The organism is Chryseobacterium sp. WG23, assembly GCF_024586575.1.
Lineage (GTDB): Bacteria > Bacteroidota > Bacteroidia > Flavobacteriales > Weeksellaceae > Chryseobacterium.
This window is the reverse complement of record NZ_JALCZE010000002.1, coordinates 66,649-85,698: the sequence shown is the minus strand read 5'-3', so window position 1 is coordinate 85,698 and position 19,050 is coordinate 66,649. Positions and strand designations below refer to the sequence as shown.

The 19,050-nt window shown below is 35.4% G+C and carries 13 protein-coding genes; all 13 read right to left on the bottom strand.

What is annotated here, in order from left to right; all coding sequences use genetic code 11:
• Positions 1-40: 40 nt before the first annotated feature.
• Positions 41-1,213: a Pycsar system effector family protein gene (locus MP477_RS03085; RefSeq protein WP_257189107.1), complete on the bottom strand. Its 1,173-nt coding sequence runs from the start codon at positions 1,211-1,213 to the stop codon at positions 41-43.
• 13 nt (positions 1,214-1,226) lie between these two features.
• Complete coding sequence (locus MP477_RS03080; protein ID WP_257189106.1) at positions 1,227-3,542, bottom strand: hypothetical protein; 2,316 nt, start codon at positions 3,540-3,542, stop codon at positions 1,227-1,229.
• Between the two features lie 109 nt (positions 3,543-3,651).
• The gene (ppk1, locus tag MP477_RS03075; RefSeq protein ID WP_257189105.1) at positions 3,652-5,643 is read right to left on the bottom strand and encodes a polyphosphate kinase 1; all 1,992 of its coding nucleotides are present in this window, start codon (positions 5,641-5,643) and stop codon (positions 3,652-3,654) included.
• Between the two features lie 691 nt (positions 5,644-6,334).
• A complete protein-coding gene (locus tag MP477_RS03070) occupies positions 6,335-7,861 on the bottom strand; it encodes a CoA transferase (protein WP_257189104.1) in 1,527 nt (508 codons plus the stop codon).
• Positions 7,862-7,895: 34 nt separating this feature from the next.
• Positions 7,896-8,852 carry a 3-hydroxyacyl-CoA dehydrogenase NAD-binding domain-containing protein gene (locus MP477_RS03065; protein WP_257189103.1) on the bottom strand — a complete coding sequence of 319 codons (957 nt, stop codon included), beginning with the start codon at positions 8,850-8,852 and terminating at the stop codon, positions 7,896-7,898.
• Positions 8,853-9,083: 231 nt separating this feature from the next.
• Entirely contained in the window at positions 9,084-10,073 is a 990-nt protein-coding gene (locus MP477_RS03060; RefSeq protein WP_257189102.1) for an AraC family transcriptional regulator, read from the bottom strand.
• A gap of 571 nt (positions 10,074-10,644) precedes the next feature.
• Complete coding sequence (locus MP477_RS03055; RefSeq protein WP_257189101.1) at positions 10,645-11,652, bottom strand: cytochrome d ubiquinol oxidase subunit II; 1,008 nt, start codon at positions 11,650-11,652, stop codon at positions 10,645-10,647.
• A gap of 34 nt (positions 11,653-11,686) precedes the next feature.
• The gene (locus MP477_RS03050) at positions 11,687-13,018 is read right to left on the bottom strand and encodes a cytochrome ubiquinol oxidase subunit I (RefSeq protein ID WP_257189100.1); all 1,332 of its coding nucleotides are present in this window, start codon (positions 13,016-13,018) and stop codon (positions 11,687-11,689) included.
• A 32-nt stretch (positions 13,019-13,050) separates the two neighbouring features.
• Entirely contained in the window at positions 13,051-13,788 is a 738-nt protein-coding gene (locus MP477_RS03045; protein ID WP_257189099.1) for an OmpW family protein, read from the bottom strand.
• 145 nt (positions 13,789-13,933) lie between these two features.
• Positions 13,934-14,848, bottom strand: coding sequence for an SMP-30/gluconolactonase/LRE family protein (locus tag MP477_RS03040; RefSeq protein WP_257189098.1), 915 nt, complete (start codon positions 14,846-14,848; stop codon positions 13,934-13,936).
• A 41-nt stretch (positions 14,849-14,889) separates the two neighbouring features.
• Positions 14,890-16,161 carry an NAD(P)/FAD-dependent oxidoreductase gene (locus MP477_RS03035; RefSeq protein WP_257189097.1) on the bottom strand — a complete coding sequence of 424 codons (1,272 nt, stop codon included), beginning with the start codon at positions 16,159-16,161 and terminating at the stop codon, positions 14,890-14,892.
• A 517-nt stretch (positions 16,162-16,678) separates the two neighbouring features.
• Entirely contained in the window at positions 16,679-17,884 is a 1,206-nt protein-coding gene (locus MP477_RS03030) for an ABC transporter permease (protein ID WP_257189096.1), read from the bottom strand.
• Positions 17,874-19,040 carry an ABC transporter permease gene (locus MP477_RS03025; RefSeq protein ID WP_257189095.1) on the bottom strand — a complete coding sequence of 389 codons (1,167 nt, stop codon included), beginning with the start codon at positions 19,038-19,040 and terminating at the stop codon, positions 17,874-17,876. Before MP477_RS03025 ends, MP477_RS03030 begins: the two co-directional genes overlap by 11 nt.
• Between the last annotated feature and the right edge of the window lie 10 nt (positions 19,041-19,050).

Here is a 19,050-nt window from a genome sequence, read left to right as displayed (position 1 = left end):
CTTGGATTTAATTTCCTGTATCTGAAATTTAATTTTTAATCTATTTTAATAAGATGAGTGAAATAATAAAACTGATGGCTGAGGTTAAAATGCCAAACATAAAGACGTTGTAGGAAATCCGAAGACGTCTGTATTTTTTACTAAGGACGATTCCTTGTATATAAATATCCTTAATCAGGGTCTGATATAAGTAATGGTCATCTTCCATTACAGAGATCATAGCCTTATGATAGTTATCGAAAGGCATATTATAATAATTTCCAAAAAATATCAGATTTACTTTTTTCTCCTCTAAATCTTTTTGAGTGAATTTTCCGGAAGAAAGGTTGGGACGCGTTGCGAGGAGGGAAAAAAATATGGTAAATATATTGACTGCTAAAATCATATAAGTGGGTATCGTTAAATAGGAACTTTCATCTAATTTTCTAATCAACTGACTGAAAATAATAGATAATATGATAGAATTAACTGTTATGAGAATTTGAGCCTTTTTGTCTGCCATATCAGACATCCTTTGGTTGTTTCCCGATGCTATTCTAAACATGGTTTCTACGCCTTTACTAGGCTTTTCTACTTTTTCTTTTTTAGGAGATGAAAGATGATCTGTTTTATTCTTTTTTAGGAGTTCTTTTACTTGGTTAATGTTATCTTGTTTTCCAGGGGTGTAACTGGAATCTGCATAAGTTGTAAAATAAGAATGAGAAGACATGAGCTTCAGGGTATCAGCCAGCCATTCTTCTTTGGAAATTTTTTTTCCTGATATGTTTTCTCTCTCTTTCTTGAGGTTGTCATTATATACTAAAAAATCGGGTAAGGAAAAATGATGTAAATCTGCATCGCATATTATTTTCTCTTCTCCAGTTTTAGGCTCCTGAGGCATTTTTGTTGAGAGGATACATCTTGTAACAAAATCTTTATCATCATCCGGGACTCCATTTTTGTTTAAAAACTCTTGGGCAATTTCTACACTTACAGCTTCATGGTTTTCTCCTTTAGTTTGAAAATAACCTGTATCGTGAAACCATGCTGCAATAAATAAGAGAGCTTTTGACCTTTCATCATACTGATAATGTACCGCCATTATTTCAGAAGCTGCTGCCACCGAAACGGTATGCTGAAGATTATGGTAAGTAAATTCCGGATGCGGCGTGGATTCAAAAAAATTTGTTACCTCACTTTCAGCCAGAAGACTAAGTTCTTTATAATTTATCATTTGTTGTTATTTGCTATTTTCCAGGTGTATTCTGAATGGTCACTCTTATTGCTTTTAATCCTGATACGCCCTGCATATCTTCAAGATCCAAATCTTCTATTAAAGGCTCAAGAATTTTATTCTTCTGGAGGTATTCAATATGTTTAAGATAATCTTCAATATCCTTTTTGTTATAGTACACTATGGCTATTTTACGGGGCTGTGTCAGCCTTTCATCAGAATTTTTGATAACAGCTTTATCAATTCTTTTTTTGATAATTTCATATCTTACATTATAAGCTCCTTCCACATCAAATCTTTTTTCATCATGACGGAAACTGATGGTAATGGTATTGGGCTGTACAAAAATCAGCTGTGTCGTCTGAATCTTTTTTGGAAGAAGATTTTGACATGACTCTGTAATTATGGTAATATTTACCATTGATATAAGCTGACGAAGTCTGACATTTTTAAGGTAAACATCATTAAAAGGTCTGTCCGGAGCAATAGACTGCCCGATATATATATTGAATTCCACACCGTCTGTCCGGTAGCGGTCAAAATAATAGGGATAGGAATCCTGAAGTTCTTCATTCATCTTATCCAGTACTGAAATGATGTGGGTATTCAATATCAGGAATGTTTCTTCAATGGCAATACTTTGTTGGTGAAAAGCTCCGTCTTCGGCCAGCTCTTTCAGATAAGGAGCTGTTAGATTCTGTATTTCTACATCCTGAATACCTAGCTGTAAAATTAAATCCAGGGATTCTACTGATAAAAAGTAGGTGATCTCTGCATCATCATTAATACTTAAATTATTATCTTCTATTCTCTTAATAAAAACTTCTGCCTGATAAATCATTTCTCCCAACAGATCTATATTTCTGATTTGCCTAAGCGCATTCAAAGTATGGATTAATGCATTCAGCTGGGTGGTATAATCTTCTGTAAGGGCTTTATTTCTTTCAATCGTAGAATTCCGGAAATCTATTGCCCCATAAATAGGATGTATATTATCAAAGTTAATTGCGATAGATGAAGAATTTTCGCCCTTTTTTTCATTTTTTAAATAAGACATTCCTACATTATTGAACTTCCATTCTACAGCTGGCTGAATGGCTGTAAAATGATTCTTAATCGTTTGGTTAAGCTCTCCTAAATATCTGTTAATGATAGAAATGAAGAGGTTTTGTAAAGGAAATGTGAATTCCTGAAAACTGGATATAATGAAGTCTGTTTCTAATCCTAAATTTTCATATAAGATAATAGAAACGCCAATAATTTTTTCCTGATGGAAAATTGGAAGTACGAAAAGGCCGGAGATTGACGTATTGTCAAAAGAATACCAGGTTTCTTCATCGTCTTTTCCATATCTGATTTCGGGATTTTTAATATAGGTGGCTATAAATGCCGTGAAGTCCGAAAATGATGCTCCGTATTTTGTAAGGATTGCATTGAGTACGATATCAAAATCTTTCCAGATCTCTGTATTAAGCTTCCCGTCGATTTCTAAAATAGGAAGGAAAAGAATATCCAGATCGCCTGTCCCGATCATCCTTTTCATAGCCTCTGTCGCCTGAAGAAGAAAATCATTTTCGATGTCCTGGGAAATAAAAAGTCTGCTTAGCTTTTCTTTGGTTATTTTATACGTAATATCTTCAACCCGGAGTACGGAGAAACCACTAAACTTAAGTTTCTGAAGAGGCAGATGTTTCTTCAGAAGCTCTAAAACAGAATGTTTTGAAATGATTTCAGAAGTAATATTCCTAAGATCTGGAAACTCCCCTTTAAAGTCAATGTCTATAAAATCATCATTAATGTCGACCTGGAAATATTGGTCAAAGCCATTTTCACCATGAATATGGACAACCAGTCCAAGATCATTAGAAAGGTTAATATTGTAGATACGTTTTATAATAAAGTTATAGGCCAGTAATTCAAAGACCTCTTTTTTATTGAGCGTTTTATTCTCTTCCCAATTAATAATACTTACCTCCTTTTCAGATTGAAATAACTCCAGCTGCGCTGAAATTGCCGGCGTTCCAAAGATCAGATCATAGGAAAATGGAGAAGATAATCCCCAGGAAAAAGTGTTCTCATCAACAAGTGCCGAATTCATCAATTGATATACAAGAAGATAGAGCTCTTCATATTGAGGAGTATCTTCAGGCTTAATGCTGCAATTGGAATCCGGGAAATGTTTATTGAGCTTTTCTATTGAGCTTTTTATTACTTTCTTGAGTACAGTCTCCTTACTGACAGAGCCCTTTAAATAATTTAAAAAGGGTCTGAAAGAAAATTCAGCTAAATTTTCATGAAGGGCATTATTTTTAGATTTATTCAAAATCATTTTCAAACTTAGGTATTGGAATATTATTTTCTGGTAACAAAAGCATAATCAGTTATCTCCAGGGTTTTATCGTGAAAGCTATTACTTTGGATAACCTCTGAATAAGTGGTTATTCAGTAAATTTCTTATGGATATGATCATAAATATCATATTGAGAACGGACAGGGATGCCATTATTGGAAATAGGTTTATTATCAAGATCTAAATTAATTTCTGTTGCTTTGATATTATCATTCATCTGAATGTTTATTAATTCCAGAATCTCATTTTTTAACTGCGGTGAATAGACAGGGCAGAGTACTTCAATTCTATCATACATGCTGCGGTTCATAATATCTGAAGAGCCTATCAGAATTTTGTTTTCGCCATCATTTTTGAAAATAAAAATTCTGCCGTGTTCCAAATAACGATCCACTATTCGGGTTACTTTTATATTTTCACTTTGTCCCGGTACTCCCGGTACAAGACAGCAGATACTTCTTACAATGAGCTCTACTTTAACTCCAGCCTGTGAGGCTTCATACAGTTTGCTTATGATAATGATTTCCTCAAGGTTATTCACTTTTATAATGATTCCTGAAGGTTTACCTTCCTTGTGGTTCTGGATTTCCTTTTCGATCATTTCCAGGATATAGGGCATCAGGTTAAACTGTCCTACAGCCAAATGATTAAATGATAATTCGTCTGTACTTAAAGGTTTTCTTTTCTTTAATAAAAAATTGAAAAATTGAAAAATCTCATTGGAAATTTCAGGATTCGCTGTAAATAGAATATGGTCTGTATAATAACGCGCTGTAGACTCATTGAAATTTCCTGTGGAAATCAGAGCATATTTTTTCTTATCTCTTTTTATCAGCGCCACTTTTGCATGTACCTTAAGCTTTGGAATACTGGTAATAATATGTACTCCGGCATTTTTCATCTTCCTTAGCCATCTCAGATTGTTTTCTTCGTCAAATCTTGCTTTAAGCTCTACAAATACGGTCACTTTTTTACCCAGTTTGGCAGCGATCATAAGAGCTTCGATAATAACAGAGTTCATGGCTGTCCTGTAAATGGTAATATAAATTTCAGTTACTTTTTCATCGGTTGCCGCTTCCATAAAAAAGTCGATAACTTTATCATAAGATTCATAAGGCGTATGGATCATGAAATCTTGTTTATCGATAAGTTCAAATACAGGGGTTTCACCCGGATGCCTTTCAATTGCCTTCATAGAAGGGTAGGAGGCTTCCTTATCTTCAATTGGAATTAAATTCAGATCTTTTAAGTGATGATAAGCACTACCGGCTACTGCATCTCTAAAAGGAATACTTAATGCATGCAGCAGATTTTGAAGTTTTTTCAGTGGCATATCTTTCTCATACAGAAATCTTGTTGTTTTTCCTTTTTCCCTGTTTTCAAGATATATCTCCAGGTTTTCCAGGATGTCCTCTTCTTTTTCAAAATTGATATTGGCATCACGGGTCACTTTGAAATTCCATATGCTTACTACCATATTTGGAAAATACATTTCCGGTAAAAATTTCTTTAAAATATCATCAATAAAAACAATATGCCTGCGATTGTTGCTATCCGTTTTATAAAACCTTGAGAGCTTATTAGTTGGAATTTTAAGGATATACATATTTTCTTTACCCTCTGCGGAAGTAGTAAAAATAGCCTGATATAAAGAATTACTTTTTATAAGAAACTTATCCTTAAGGGGAAGCGGATATAATTCTATGGCAGGAGCTACAGAATGGGTGAAATATTGTATGAGCCTGCCTTCCATAAATACAGGAATAGGCTTATTATAAATAAGCTCAATATTGTCCTTTTGCAGCTGAGGAAGTATTTTATTGTGCAATATTCTTCCAAAAAATTCCTGCTGATTTACAATTTCTTTATGGATGGTTTTTAATAATGGTTTTTTCTTTCCTACCAATAATTTGGGTATTCTGACTTTGTAAAATTCATCTAAATTGGAAGAAAAAATAGAAAGAAAATTAAGCCGTTCCATTAAAGGCACAGTATCATTTTCTGCTTCAGATAGAACTCTGGCATTGAAAGATAGCCAACTTAAGTCTCTATCTGTAAATAAAGGCGCAATAGTTTTCATTTATCCGTTATTTAATCAGATATTTATTTTAGAATAATACAAGATGGTTACCGTAAGATAGATACCCTCAGGTATTTTGTTACAATGATGACCGTAAGGAATATAAATTGTTTAATAATTTTAATCCTGTTATGGGTATTAAAAGTATTAATAGTGCTGTGATTGGGAGGCATACATTAATTTTTATAAATTTCACATTGTTGTTTTTTAGGATTTATACAGAACCTGTTGTACATCTTTCAATAAAGTATGGAAAAAAAAGGCATTTAAAATGATGTCTATAAGTATAAATTCCTGTTGATATATTGAGATGAATAGAATTAAACTAATCTTTTACTAAATTTAAAAAAGAGAAGATGTACAACGAATATAAAACCGGCATTTTACCAAAACCATTTGCCAGTATATGGGTTCTGTAATTTTTTATTATCTAATCTGATGTCAGAGGATAAGAGGTAGAGTTTTTTACATATTTTCTTGATTTAATATCACAGAGTTGGCTGCACATCTTTTTTATAAATTTTGAAAAAAAGGATTTTTCCTGATAGGTTTATATCTATTACTACGCTATAAGAAAGATGTACAGCAGATTATATACTGACCAAATCTGTCAATATACTTGCCTCTGTAATTTTTTTGAGGTCAGCCATATCAGGGCTTCTTCAAAAATATGGGTTAGAATAATTTGTGGTTACTCCCATTTTGGCTGTGAAGACTTTAACGGTTCCAGCAAATGTTTGTATTTTCCTGGGGTCTTTGTCATTTCAACCTGTTCTGCAACTCCCTGATAGAATCCCATGGGCGTCTGTTCTTTTATAAAGTCTGGCAGAATATAAGCATGCTCGTCATCTGAATTGGCTTTTTCATAAGCATATTTTTGGTCGAAAACTCCCATTCCCAGTTGCCATGCAACGGTTCTGCTTAAAGAAACGCTTACTTTATAAGATCCACCTACTGTAGCACGAAGTTTCAAAGCCTGTAAAATTCCTACTACGGCAAGCCATGCAGCCATATAGTCATTAATAACAGCAATTTGTGGTGTTACCCCCGGAACATCTGTTTTTTTGTACGTACCGCCTAAACTTTCCAGCCAATATGGGCCTGCAAGAGCTCCTGCAGAAACATCGAAGCCTACCCGGTCACTTCCCGGTCCTTCTTCACTATTGAAATAAACAGTAGCAGTAATTAGTCCCGGATGCTTCTTACCTAATTCTCTAAGGTTTAATCCTTTTTTGTTCAAGAATCCACTTCTTCTATTGGAGAAGAAAATATCTGCTGTAGACAAAAGTTCCTGAAAGGCCTTATCGTCTTCTTCATTTTTATCAAAATCCAGACAAGTGGAACGCATTCCCACATTGGATGTAAAATGGAATAGTTCATGTTCATAATCGCCAGAACGCCAAACATTAAGAACATCCGCCCCATGAAGGGCCAGAGCTCTTCCTATTCCACATCCTGCAATGACATGCCCTAATCCCAATGCTTTAATACCACTCAAAGCATCCTCTCCTCCCTTAGGTAAAGGAATTGGGTCTGAATCAGCTACCTTCTCAATTTTGATAACCGGGAGATGTTTAGCAACCTGCTGAAACATGTCGAGCTTCATAAATTCTTCAGGAGATCTTAAAATATATAATGGAATTCCTGCTTTACCTCCTGCCTCTTCAAGATCTGCTGCATTCCATTGCTTCACAGCTTCTGTAATTTTTTCCGGGGTTGGTGCACAACCCAATAGTTTTCCTGCGGCATGTCTTAACGTTGGATAAAGACAAGTAAACTGAATCCACTTATCGTCCTTTGTTTTATAAAACATATTGGGAGCAAGCCCGGTCCCTAGTTCGGAATTGGTATTACCGGGTTTTCCGTTTACCTGTTCTAAAGTTCCTTCAAAGAAGCTTGCAAATCTTCTTAATGCTTTTCTAAGGTCCACATGAATATCCTGTGTTTCCCCGGTTTTAAGTCTCCATATATCTGCAATTTGAGCTGCTTTTGCTGCAAGTGTAATGGCAGACTGTGCACCATAGCGAAGTACACTAGGAATTATTGGGTCTTTACCGTAAAAAGTAAGCTTCCCTCCAAAATCATTTAATGAAGCTCCTACAGTATTTAAAATATACTCAGTCTCCGCATGCAGATCAAATTCATCAGTGGTCAATCTGTTGTTGAGATTGTCCTGAATTATTTTTTCTAAATCTACTTTTATGCTATTTTGATCCATTTTTGTTTTTTTTTTATGCTGTGTAAACAATGTTTTAACCTAGTTTAGAGAAAGCATTCATTAATTCAATCTGCTTCACATCACGCTCTTCTGCCAGCTGTACAAGGCTTTTATTTCCATAATGTTCCTTCACTTGCTCATCCAAAAGTTGAGTTGTTTTTTCATCATAGGATACAGGCTTAGACATTTCATCTTTCCAGATAATCTCCATACCAGGTCCAAGGTGGTGCAGGAAGAATGGGAAACCTCCATCTCCACCACCCAGGTGGAATGAAACGAATGGTCCTCCCACTGCCCAGCGGATTCCCAGTGAAGCGGTCATAATATCATCCAATTCTTTTACATTTACGACTCCATCTGCAACCAGGGATACACATTCTCTGAAAATGGCAGCCTGTAATCTGTTGGCAACAAATCCTGGAGTTTCCTTATGAAGTAATACAGGAACTTTTCCTAATGAATGATAAAAGTCCATGGCTGCTTCTACTCCGGCATCATTGTCTTTTGCTAAAATCTCAACTAAAGGAATCAAATGTGGTGGATTAAACGGGTGACCAATTAACAGGCGGGATGAATTTTTCATTTTTGTACCCTGCTGTGAAATAGTGATCCCTGAGCTTGAAGACAGAAATAAAGAATGTTCTGGTGCATTAGCCTCAATAAGTTGCCATAAATCCTGTTTGAAAGCAGGGTTTTCCGGTCCGTTTTCCTGAACATAATCAGCATTTTTAACTGCAGTAGCAGTATCAGCTACATAGCTCAAATGGCTTTTATAATCTGAATCAATTGTATAACCCAATTTTTTTAAATCAGCAATATTTCCATCCAATTTACCATTAAAGTAATCCTGGATATCCGGTTTAGGGTCACTTATAACGACTTTCATGCCTGCTGCAAGAAATAATGAAGCCCATGAAGCGCCAATCAGACCACCTCCGATTACAGTAATTGTTTTACCTTTTAAATTTAATTTTTGAGGTTGTTTTTTCATTTTTTTTGTATTTGAATTGTTTATAAATATTTACTTGATATTTTCTAAGTGTTATTGGCTAAGTAGCCCTGTTATATAGGAGATAGGGTGTTAGAAACTTTCTAAAGCCTTTTTTCATCCGTGTTTTGAACAAATTTATGGTGGTTCATAAAGCTTTTTATTATCTCAATGTCACTTTTTATTGTTCCATATTCTCTTTTTAGTGACTTAAAAAGCAGCTTTTCATATTGCTCAGTCTAAGATATTTTTGAGACCTAATTTGTATCGGTATTGCATAGGGGATATCCCTACCTGTCTTTTAAAAAATTTACTGAACGACTGTAGATCTGCAAAAGGGAAAGAGTTTGCAATCTCACTAATAGAGAGTTTATTCTTTTTCAATTGTATTTTGGCAATTGAAGCAATAGCATCATTAATGAAATAGCCTGGAGCTTTACCTGTTGTTGTTTTGATAATTTTAATTAAATGTTTAGGGGATACAAAAAGAGAGTCTGCATAAAACTGAAGGCTTCTCTCTTTAAGGCAATTTTCAAAAACCATTTTCTTGAAATTTTCAGTAAAGACAAGGCTTCGCGTATGAGCTTGTAATGCAGTTATTTTTAGTTCTTTATAGAAAATAATAGCTGATTCAAAAACATATGAAATAATCAAATTCCGGATAACCTCAATATGCAGATTGGAATTTACTTTGTCCCGTCTGGAAAGCAGTGAAGTATATAAGTCGATAACTTTATCCATATCTTCATCATTCAATTTAATATCATTCTGGAAATGGACCGAAAAGTGATTAAAAGATTCTAAAAAGAAATAATTATTTGAGCTGTTAACCAGAAAGTCTTTGGTAAATAGAATGGTCCTCGTTTTGAAGTCTTTGCTTTGTGACATTTTCTGGAATGTATGGTTGGGCCCTATAGCCAGAAAAGTTTTTTTATCAATTCTGATGATTTCATCATTTAATTTAATTTCCATCCATCCGCTTATCCCTAAAATCAATGCATAAAAATCTGGCTTGAATATGTCTTTATTTTTAAGTTCAAAAGCAACATTGTCTGAAGAAATATAGTAATCTTCAAAATTCCAATCATGGTCCTCAATATCTTTTATTATTTCAGATAATGTAAGTATGGGAATTTGTTTATCCTGTTCCATGTATGCAGAGATATTGATCATACTTGTTGAACTTATGTAGAGGTCTGCTTTCACCGGATTGATATTGCGCATAATCATGAGTGTTGTATAAAGAGGACAATATTTTCGGAAACCTGACAACTATCTTTTTTGAATATATCTTAGAAATGATACATTCAGAACTTATTTATTTAGTCTACCCTTGGAAAAGTTAGAAAAGGATGTCGTTAAATTTTTTTTTCGTTATTGTGTTTTCCCGTTTTGTTCTCGTTGTTTATATATTCTTCTTTACTTTATAATCTATAATTTATTCAGGTAGGGATTTGTACAATGCCATACAAATACAGTATGACATTTGTTTTACCTATTAAAAAATCAAATTTTAAATAATGATGTGATTATGATCATCAAAATAGTAAAGTAGAACCGTGAAAGAGACTGATTTATCTCCGTCTGTAAGTGAGTAGAGGTTCTACCAATTTTATTTTGATGTTGTAAAAGTAAAGACTATTCTATAATCTGGAGAATAAAAAACCACTGATTAAAGGTGTGTAGTACATGTGTAGTAGGTTGTATTTCTCACTGGTCTCACGGATGAAATTACAATAAAGATTAATTCTTTAGTATTTTGTTTTAGTTAGATGTTTAATAATAGAAAATTTTGCTACCAGAATTTCTTTTTGCTGAATCCGTATACCAAATAAACAAAAGAAGGCATTATGAAAATACTACCCAAAAGAAGAGCTGTTCCCAGGTAGCTTATAGATTTTTCATTGCCACTTGCTACTAAAGATAATCCATCACTATTCTTAATTCTGACAATTACCGGATAAAGACTGTACGTTATGGCTATAAATAATAAGGTAACCTGGCTGCCTGCAATAATCCTCAGAAGATAAGTTTGCTTTTTTATTAACAGGTACCACAACCAGATAAGGGATAATGTACAAAGTATAACACATGTTAAGCTTACAGGATTGCCGATAAGCCATTCTGTAAGAGGAATCTGATTCTGACGTGCTACGATGAACAGTATACCTGCCAATAGAATACACATGATATTCATTTGCTTGGCTTTGTAAATAGCATAATTTTTTTCTTCTATGTTCTCACCCGTTTCTTTAATGATAAAAATGGAAGCGATAAACCCAAAAACGGCAATCGTGTAAAAACCTACCAGAATAGGAAAGAGATCCAGCCAGGGATGTATAAACGCATCCATAAAGTTATTGGCTTGAGGATCTATTTTTCCAGAGACTACACTCCCTGCAATAATTCCAAGAAATAAAGGAGTAACAAGGCAGGAATATACATATATCTTCGAGTATAAGGTCTGCATATTATCCTGTATGGCATCATAATGCCTGAAACCAAATGCCGTACCTCTGGCTATAATACCAAATAGGAGAGCAATTAACGGAATATAAAGATAAGTGGCAGCTGTAGTATATATGTCCGGAAATCCCACAAATAAAATTACGATGACCAGAATAAGCCACATATGATTGGCTTCCCAGATGGGGCCCATTGCCTGATACATTATTTTACCTACCCGGCCTTTAGCCCTCTTTCTGGAGAAAAACTCTACAATTCCGGCACCAAAATCTGCACCTCCCATAATAACATATAAAAGGGTGCTTATCCACAGGAATGCTAATACTATATAAAACATGTGTTTTTTAATTTAAAAGATTAATAAATAAACTTTAATGTGCATCTATTTCTGCATTGCCCACATCATACAGCTTGTCTACCATTTTTACCTGACGGTACAGTAAATAAGCCACCGTAATGCCTAAAAGTACATAGATACCTGAAAATAGATAAAAAGAATACGCTAATCCCGGTATAGGATTTACTGCATCTTTTGTTTTCATAATCCCATATATTATCCATGGTTGTCTGCCCACTTCCGTAACTGTCCATCCTGCTTCAAGAGCTATAAAGCCTGCAGGAATTGCAGCAACAAAAAGTTTCAGGAGCCAGCTTTTTGTCATCCATTCTTCTTTTCGCCAATATGCAAAGAGATAGAGAGCTCCAATAAGCATCATAAACGTTCCCATACCCACCATGATCTGAAAGGCAAAATGGGTGACTACAACGGGAGGACGTTCGTCTTTTGGAAAAGCATCCAAGCCGGTTACTTCAGCATTAAAATCTGAAAAAGCAAGAAAGCTGAGCCCACCCGGGATTTTTATTGCATAATTTACAGTTTCCGTTTTCTCATCAGGAATTCCTCCAACAATTAGCGGAACATTTTTCTCTGTTTTAAAATGAGCTTCCATTGCTGCAAGCTTTGCAGGCTGGCGTTTAGCTACATCTTTTGCAGACATATCACCACTTAAAGGCTGGAGTAATGCTGCAATAGAGGCAAATATGGCTGCAATGCGGAATGCTTTTGTATGGAACTCCACATTTTTTCTTTTTAAAACCATGAGAGCATGTACTCCTGCTACGGCAAAACCTGTAGAACAAATAGCAGCAAGTACCATATGCAGAGCCTGCAATGGCCATGCTTTATTAAACATGGCAGCCACAGGATCAATATTTAGATATTGTCCGTTTATATAGTCGAATCCTGCAGGGCTGTTCATCCAGGCATTGGCAGCTACTACCAAAATTCCTGAAGCCATCCCGCTTATTCCAACAACGACACCTGTAAACCAATGGAACCATTTGTTAAAAACCTTTGCTCCATAGAGATAAAAACCTAAAGCAATTGCTTCTATGAAGAAAAAGGTACCTTCCATTGAAAAAGGCATCCCAAAAATAGGACCGGCATGTTTCATAAACTTTGGCCACAGCAATCCTAATTCAAAAGATAATACAGTTCCGGATACAGCTCCCGTAATGAACAGAATGGCAACGCCTCTTGCCCATGCACGGGTAATATTTTTATAGATTATATTTCCGGTTTTTAAGTATCTGAAATGGGCAATAGCCATAAAAAAGGGCATTACCATTGCTATGCAGGAAAAAATTATATGAAATCCCAGTGTAAATGCCATCTGGGAACGAGCGGCCATTAGATCATCCATAAGAAATAATTTTATTGAGTTATTAATAGAACCTAATTCTTTTTACGCTTTTTAAAGACGTATCCTATTGTTGCATAGGTCATTATTGGGTTTAGATCCACATCTATCTTGGATTTGATGATCTGGTTTGTCTCCTGGTGTCGGGTGGTAAGGATTGCATCAACACTTAATGGGATTACAGAAAAATTACCACCTACAAACCACTGATCTGTTATAGCATACGTCAAACCACCAGAAAATGCTGGTCTGAAAGCTCCATTTATCTTTAGATCTGTAGGACCGCCTAGTAATTCACCCAACTGATCATTTGTTATTTCACTGCCTGTAAACCAACAGTAGGTAAAACCTGCTGATAGCGAGGCGCTTAATTTAGGCGTAATGGGTTGGCGGTATTTTACCTGTAATATGGGGGTCCATGCAGTGGTTTCAGCAATTTTTCCAAGAGGTTCCAGTGCATCCCATCCTTTAATGTCAAATTTTGGAGGAATTCCTGCAGTAAGTTCCACCCCCCAGTGGTCTGTGAAAAAATACCCCCCGGAAAATCCAACTGTATTGGATTTACCAAGTCTAACAGCTGTATGGGGTAATTCAACATCGGTGGGAGTAGATCCCGCTTCTATAATACGTAATGTTGAACTTTTAGATTGTGGAGCAAGATACATCCATCCGGCTGTGACATAAAATTCTTTTGCTTTCTGTGCATGGACATCTAAGGCCCATAAAGTAATTAATGGTAGTATTAACTTCTTTATGAAACGGTAATATTTCATCTGAGTGTTTTTTAATTGTGTTAAAAAATGATCAATTTCTATTAATATACGGCTCTATTTTATGTGTGGTAAGTGTGTTGGAATATTTATGTGAAATGTGTTTTTAGTGATTGTAAAAAGAGCCGTATATTATATTACTTCTATCTTATTTATTATTCATGATGGTAATACCTGTAAGCAACAGTTCTTTTCCTCCTTCATAAATCATTTTTTGTTCTCCGGTATTGACATTAAACTGTCTTATGTGGCCACCTAAATCTGCTGTGAATACAGAATTGTGATCTGGAGCAAGGGCTAAGCCAATTGCTTCTTTATGACCTGATCCAATAATTTCAACTTTACTTTTACCGATATTTTCTAATTTTGCACGGTTTAAAGTATTTCCTCCGACAGCATCCACTCCTCTGTCAGTCCAATATAAATATCCGTTTACAAAATCTAATTCCAGGTCAATACATTCAGGAAGTTTTTCATAAAGTAGTTCAATATCGGTTCGGTTCGTGGCTGTTTCTCCCGTAGGCATTTCAATTTTTGCTCTGAAGATACGTCCGTTTCCTCCTTTAGCAGGTCCTTTTTGTGTCCAGTAAAAATATCCTGCATCCGGATCAACAGCAACACCTACGCAATGTCTGTTTTCATCCATCATGTCTTCTTTACCTTTTCCCCTTTCTACAAGAGTAAGGACATCACTGCCGTCTAAGTTTGCGCTCATTACACGCATTCCTTCACGATCGCCCCAGTAAATACGTTCATTTTTACGGTCTAATGTAAGCTGCTTTGGGGTAACTGTTACCCCCACAGGAATGATTATTTTATGATTAGATCCATCCAGGTCGATACGTTCAATAGAACCATCATTATTATAAAGTGTTTCTCCTCCTGTAGGAACGCCCATATTGGTTGCATAAATATGTCCGCGAACATTATCGACAACAATACCGTCAGGAGATTTTCCCGGAGTATTGATTAATAATTCTGCAGCTCCGGTTTCTGGATTGATTTTTAAAATTTTCTGGCCAAATGCAGCCAATGCAAGGATTGAATAACTGGTGTTTTCCATTGTGTATTTTTTATTTTTGATTTAAAGAATTATCGTTACGCTTATGATGGATCAGAATCTTTTTTTTCAGGCTCCAGAATAAGTCTTAGAGTTGGATCATTGGTCATAAAACTTACAATCCAGTTAGTAGCGAGTTTAAATTTATTACGGGATCCCGATATAGGAACAAGGTGTATCAGTAACCAGGTAAGCCATGCCATAAACCCTTTCATAAATCCACCTTTTGGAAAATCTACGACAGATTTAAACTTTGCAATTGCCGCCATGCTTCCTTTATTATTGTATTTGAAAGGTTTGAGGGTTTTCTGTTCTACCAGTCTTGGAATATTATCTGCTAATAGAATTCCTTGCTGAATGGCAATTTGTGCCAGCTGAGGATGTCCGTTCGGATAGGCTGCATCTGCTGTTTGAAAACATTGATCACCAAGTGCGAAAATATTTTCAGTACCCGCGACCTTATTATATTCATCAACCATAATTCTGCGTCCTCTGGTAATTGAAGATTCCGGAAGGCCGGGAGCTTGTCTTGCTATGACCCCTGATGCCCATACCAGAGTAGCGGTAGGAATTGTCTGGTCATTGCCTAATGTGACAATATCATCATTATAATCTTTTACCAAGGTGTTTAATATAACTTCGACCCCTCTTCCTGACAGAACCTTTAATGCTTCCTGCTGTGCTTTCTGGCTCATAGGTCCAAGCAAAGCATTTGAGCCGTCTATAAGATATATTTTACCGCCTCCTTTTTTAAGGTTGGGATAATCTTTTGAAATAATATTATGAGACATATCTGAAAGCATTCCGGCTACTTCTACGCCTGTAGCGCCGCCACCGGCAATGACGATATTTCTCAGTTTCTTTTCTTCTTCGGGATTCTTAGTGATGGTGGCTTTTTCAAGACTGGTTAATATATGATTACGCAATGCTGCAGCATCATTTATATTTTTCATAGGGTAGGCCTTCTCTTCAATATTTTTGTTTCCAAAAAAATTAGTTTCTGTTCCCATGGCTAAAACCAGGTAATCATAGGGTAGGCTTCCTTTATCTGTTTCCACGATATTAGCTTGCTGGTGTATCATGACCAGAGATCCTAAATGAAATTCCACATTTGGTTTTCCCTGAAACATTTTGCGGAAAGGATAACATATATTTGAGGGCTCAATGAATGCTGTAGCTACCTGATAAATCAGTGGAGGAAAGAAATTATAATTGTTGTGATCTACAAGGGTAATATCAAAATCTTGATTTTTCCCTAATTTATTGGCAAGGTTGGTACCAGCGAATCCGCCTCCAATGATGACTATTTTCTTCATATTTCATGTGTTAATTTATAATTAGAGTTTAATAATAATCCGATTTGTGTATTTGAGTATTTTATTGAACCTGAATTATTATTTCTTAGTAAAACAAAGTTATTGATGAGGGTTTTATAGTATATTGTCTTAAATTCTCTTTTAGTGGTCCGGAATTCTCTCTGTAATGAATTATTGTTTGGTTTAACAGTATATTCTTACTGCTTTTAAACAAAAAATACCCGTGGTATATTGGATCTAATATCAAATAAATAGATAATATTCACGGGCATTTACGTGCTATAAAAGTTGAAAAGTTTGACTTATTTTAAATTAGGTTTTATTATGAATCATTACTTTCAATGGGACAAAGTTATTAATGAATGGCTTAGAATTTATTATCTGTAATTCTCTTTTAATAGTTTAAAATTCTCTTTTTGATGAATTATTTATGTTGGTAAATTGCTTATACTCATTTTGGTACGGATGTGATCTGTTAATACGGAAATTAAGAATGTTATAACAGCAGTATTCAGGATTATTTGCTCAACTTATAACGACTATGAAATTTTAACCGATAATTGACCAACACGGCAATAACGAAATAAAAGGCTGCTGTCAGCCACATTTGCCCCCATAGATCTTTTATATCTCCCAGACTTGCCTGAAATTGGCTAAGCGCTAAAAATCCCCTGACACCAACTGTTGAAGGAAAAGCGTAAGATAATATTTTTACCCATTGGGGAAAAGCAACTACCGGCCATGAAATTCCGGTAAGAAAAACTGCCGGAGTAGACAGAAATGTAATGGACATTGCTGCATCTTCCCTTCTTTTGAAAATTCCCATCAGGGAAAATCCTAAGAATATGACTGCTAAGAAGAAGGGTATTAAAAATATAATGACATCTCCGAATGCAGCCCTGAAAGGTAATTTAAAAATAGTGAAAGCACTCCCGATTATCACTGAAAATACCAGAATACACAGTAATAGGTAAGCCAATGCCCGCCCCAACAGTATAGGAATGATTTTAAGATGTAGAGAATCTGAAATATTATACGTTTCAAGATATTTGTTTTGTTCCCGGAAAGTTCCTCCCAAAACCCCAATAGCTGTAAGTAATAATGTCTGCATAACGACTAGAAATACAACAGGTAAGATGAAAGTGCCATATCCTGCATAAGGGTTGAAAACAGGTTTGGTTATAGCGGCAACTGATCGGCGGGAAATAGTACTGTTTTCGTAGTTTAGCCCGCTGTGTAAAGATTTATTTATTTCTATTTGGGCATTGAAAGTACCCATAACGGAAGATGTTGCGCCGGAAATAGCTTTGTTATGCAACATATTTGAGGCATCACTGTATAATGATAACGAGGTTTGGTGTCCTAGAGATACTTTTTGTTCGAAATCTTCAGGGATAACCAGTATTCCAAAGACTTTTCCCTGAGTAAATTCTTTTTTTGCCTCATTCATATCATTAGAAACCACAGGAACACTTACCTGTTGAGTAGCCGCAAGCATTCTTATATAGTTTCTGCTCATACTGCTCTTATCCAAATCTACTACTGCTATAGGTGTTTTTTCAATAATTTCATTATTGTAGACTGAACCATTTAAGAAAGCAACAACAATTGTAAATACAAGAAATGTAGTCCGTAAAGCATTATCACCAAAAAAATGAAGTAATTCTACCTGGCAGGCATTGAATATGGTCTTTATAATTCTGTAAAATAAATTATTTTTCATAATATCCTCCTTTTTGTAGTTGATAACTGAATTTTTTTAGTGAGAGTAAGCCTATCAAAGCAAAAACTCCGAAGCCTATCAAATAGGGAAGAGATTCAATAACGGGCATTCCTTTGACGGCAATATTGGTAAGTGCCCTGGCATATGAAGAAAAAGGAAAGATAGAATCCAGGATTTTAATTGCTGTAGGCATCCCTTCCTGCGGAAATGTATACCCGCTGAATGAATATGCTAAAGAAGAATATCCACCTCCCATGGCACATAAGGATCTGAAATCCTTGCTGATCGTTACAAAGAAAACGGCCATGAGCTGATATACGACTATTAAAATAAGAGTCAATATATATACATTGACAACAGAGGTATTGATTGGGATACCCAGATAGCCAAAGAGGTAGGCTACCATCAAAATAGTTAATAGGGAAAAAATAATAGTGTAAGGCAATATTTTTCCGAAAAATGCGAAAAAAACATTATTACCACTCAATTGGTATAACTCCTTCCCTTTATTATATTTCAAAATACTGCCCAGTATGTATAATGTAGTGATCATTACCGTAAGCTGCAATGCCATAGGAAAAAGAGAAAGACAAAGGTAATAGGCATAGTTAACAAAAGGATTAAATAATGTATGGCTTCTCATAATAACAGGTTGAACGGCGTTCTTTGCCTGTAGGGAAGATGATCCCTTTTTCATAATTGTATTTACTTTTGCAGAAGTGGAGAAACTTCCTACAGCTGTATTAAATCCTTTATTTATAAGCCCCGCAGGAGTCATATAATCATTATTGATATACAATACTACATTGACATTCCTTCCACGGCTGATGTCTTTTTCAAAGTTGCTGGGAATAATAACCAGGCCAAATACATGACTGGTCTGTATTTGTTTAAGTCCTTCGTTTTCGGTATTTACTTCTTTCGTGAAATCCAGTGTAGAATTGGCATCTATCTGCCTGATAAGCTCCCGTGATACAGATGTTTTATCCTCATCCAAAATGGCTATGGGAAGCTCCCGCAGTACACCGTCACCAAAAATGGCAGCGTAAAGGATAAATATGGCTAAAGGAACTCCTAATGTCCAAAGTATTATACTGGGTTTCTTTATGATTGTTTTCCATTCATAGAAAAACACTTTCCAGAAGCCGTTTTTCATTGTATCCATT

Excerpts from the sequence above, each read along its gene's own strand:
- MP477_RS03085 (WP_257189107.1), bottom strand. The coding sequence starts at position 1,213 with ATGATAAATTATAAAGAACTTAGTCTTCTGGCTGAAAGTGAGGTAACA.
- MP477_RS03080 (WP_257189106.1), bottom strand. The coding sequence starts at position 3,542 with ATGATTTTGAATAAATCTAAAAATAATGCCCTTCATGAAAATTTAGCT.
- ppk1 (WP_257189105.1), bottom strand. The coding sequence starts at position 5,643 with ATGAAAACTATTGCGCCTTTATTTACAGATAGAGACTTAAGTTGGCTA.
- MP477_RS03070 (WP_257189104.1), bottom strand. The coding sequence starts at position 7,861 with ATGGATCAAAATAGCATAAAAGTAGATTTAGAAAAAATAATTCAGGAC.
- MP477_RS03065 (WP_257189103.1), bottom strand. The coding sequence starts at position 8,852 with ATGAAAAAACAACCTCAAAAATTAAATTTAAAAGGTAAAACAATTACT.
- MP477_RS03060 (WP_257189102.1), bottom strand. The coding sequence starts at position 10,073 with ATGCGCAATATCAATCCGGTGAAAGCAGACCTCTACATAAGTTCAACA.
- MP477_RS03055 (WP_257189101.1), bottom strand. The coding sequence starts at position 11,652 with ATGTTTTATATAGTATTAGCATTCCTGTGGATAAGCACCCTTTTATAT.
- MP477_RS03050 (WP_257189100.1), bottom strand. The coding sequence starts at position 13,018 with ATGGATGATCTAATGGCCGCTCGTTCCCAGATGGCATTTACACTGGGA.
- MP477_RS03045 (WP_257189099.1), bottom strand. The coding sequence starts at position 13,788 with ATGAAATATTACCGTTTCATAAAGAAGTTAATACTACCATTAATTACT.
- MP477_RS03040 (WP_257189098.1), bottom strand. The coding sequence starts at position 14,848 with ATGGAAAACACCAGTTATTCAATCCTTGCATTGGCTGCATTTGGCCAG.
- MP477_RS03035 (WP_257189097.1), bottom strand. The coding sequence starts at position 16,161 with ATGAAGAAAATAGTCATCATTGGAGGCGGATTCGCTGGTACCAACCTT.
- MP477_RS03030 (WP_257189096.1), bottom strand. The coding sequence starts at position 17,884 with ATGAAAAATAATTTATTTTACAGAATTATAAAGACCATATTCAATGCC.
- MP477_RS03025 (WP_257189095.1), bottom strand. The coding sequence starts at position 19,040 with ATGAAAAACGGCTTCTGGAAAGTGTTTTTCTATGAATGGAAAACAATC.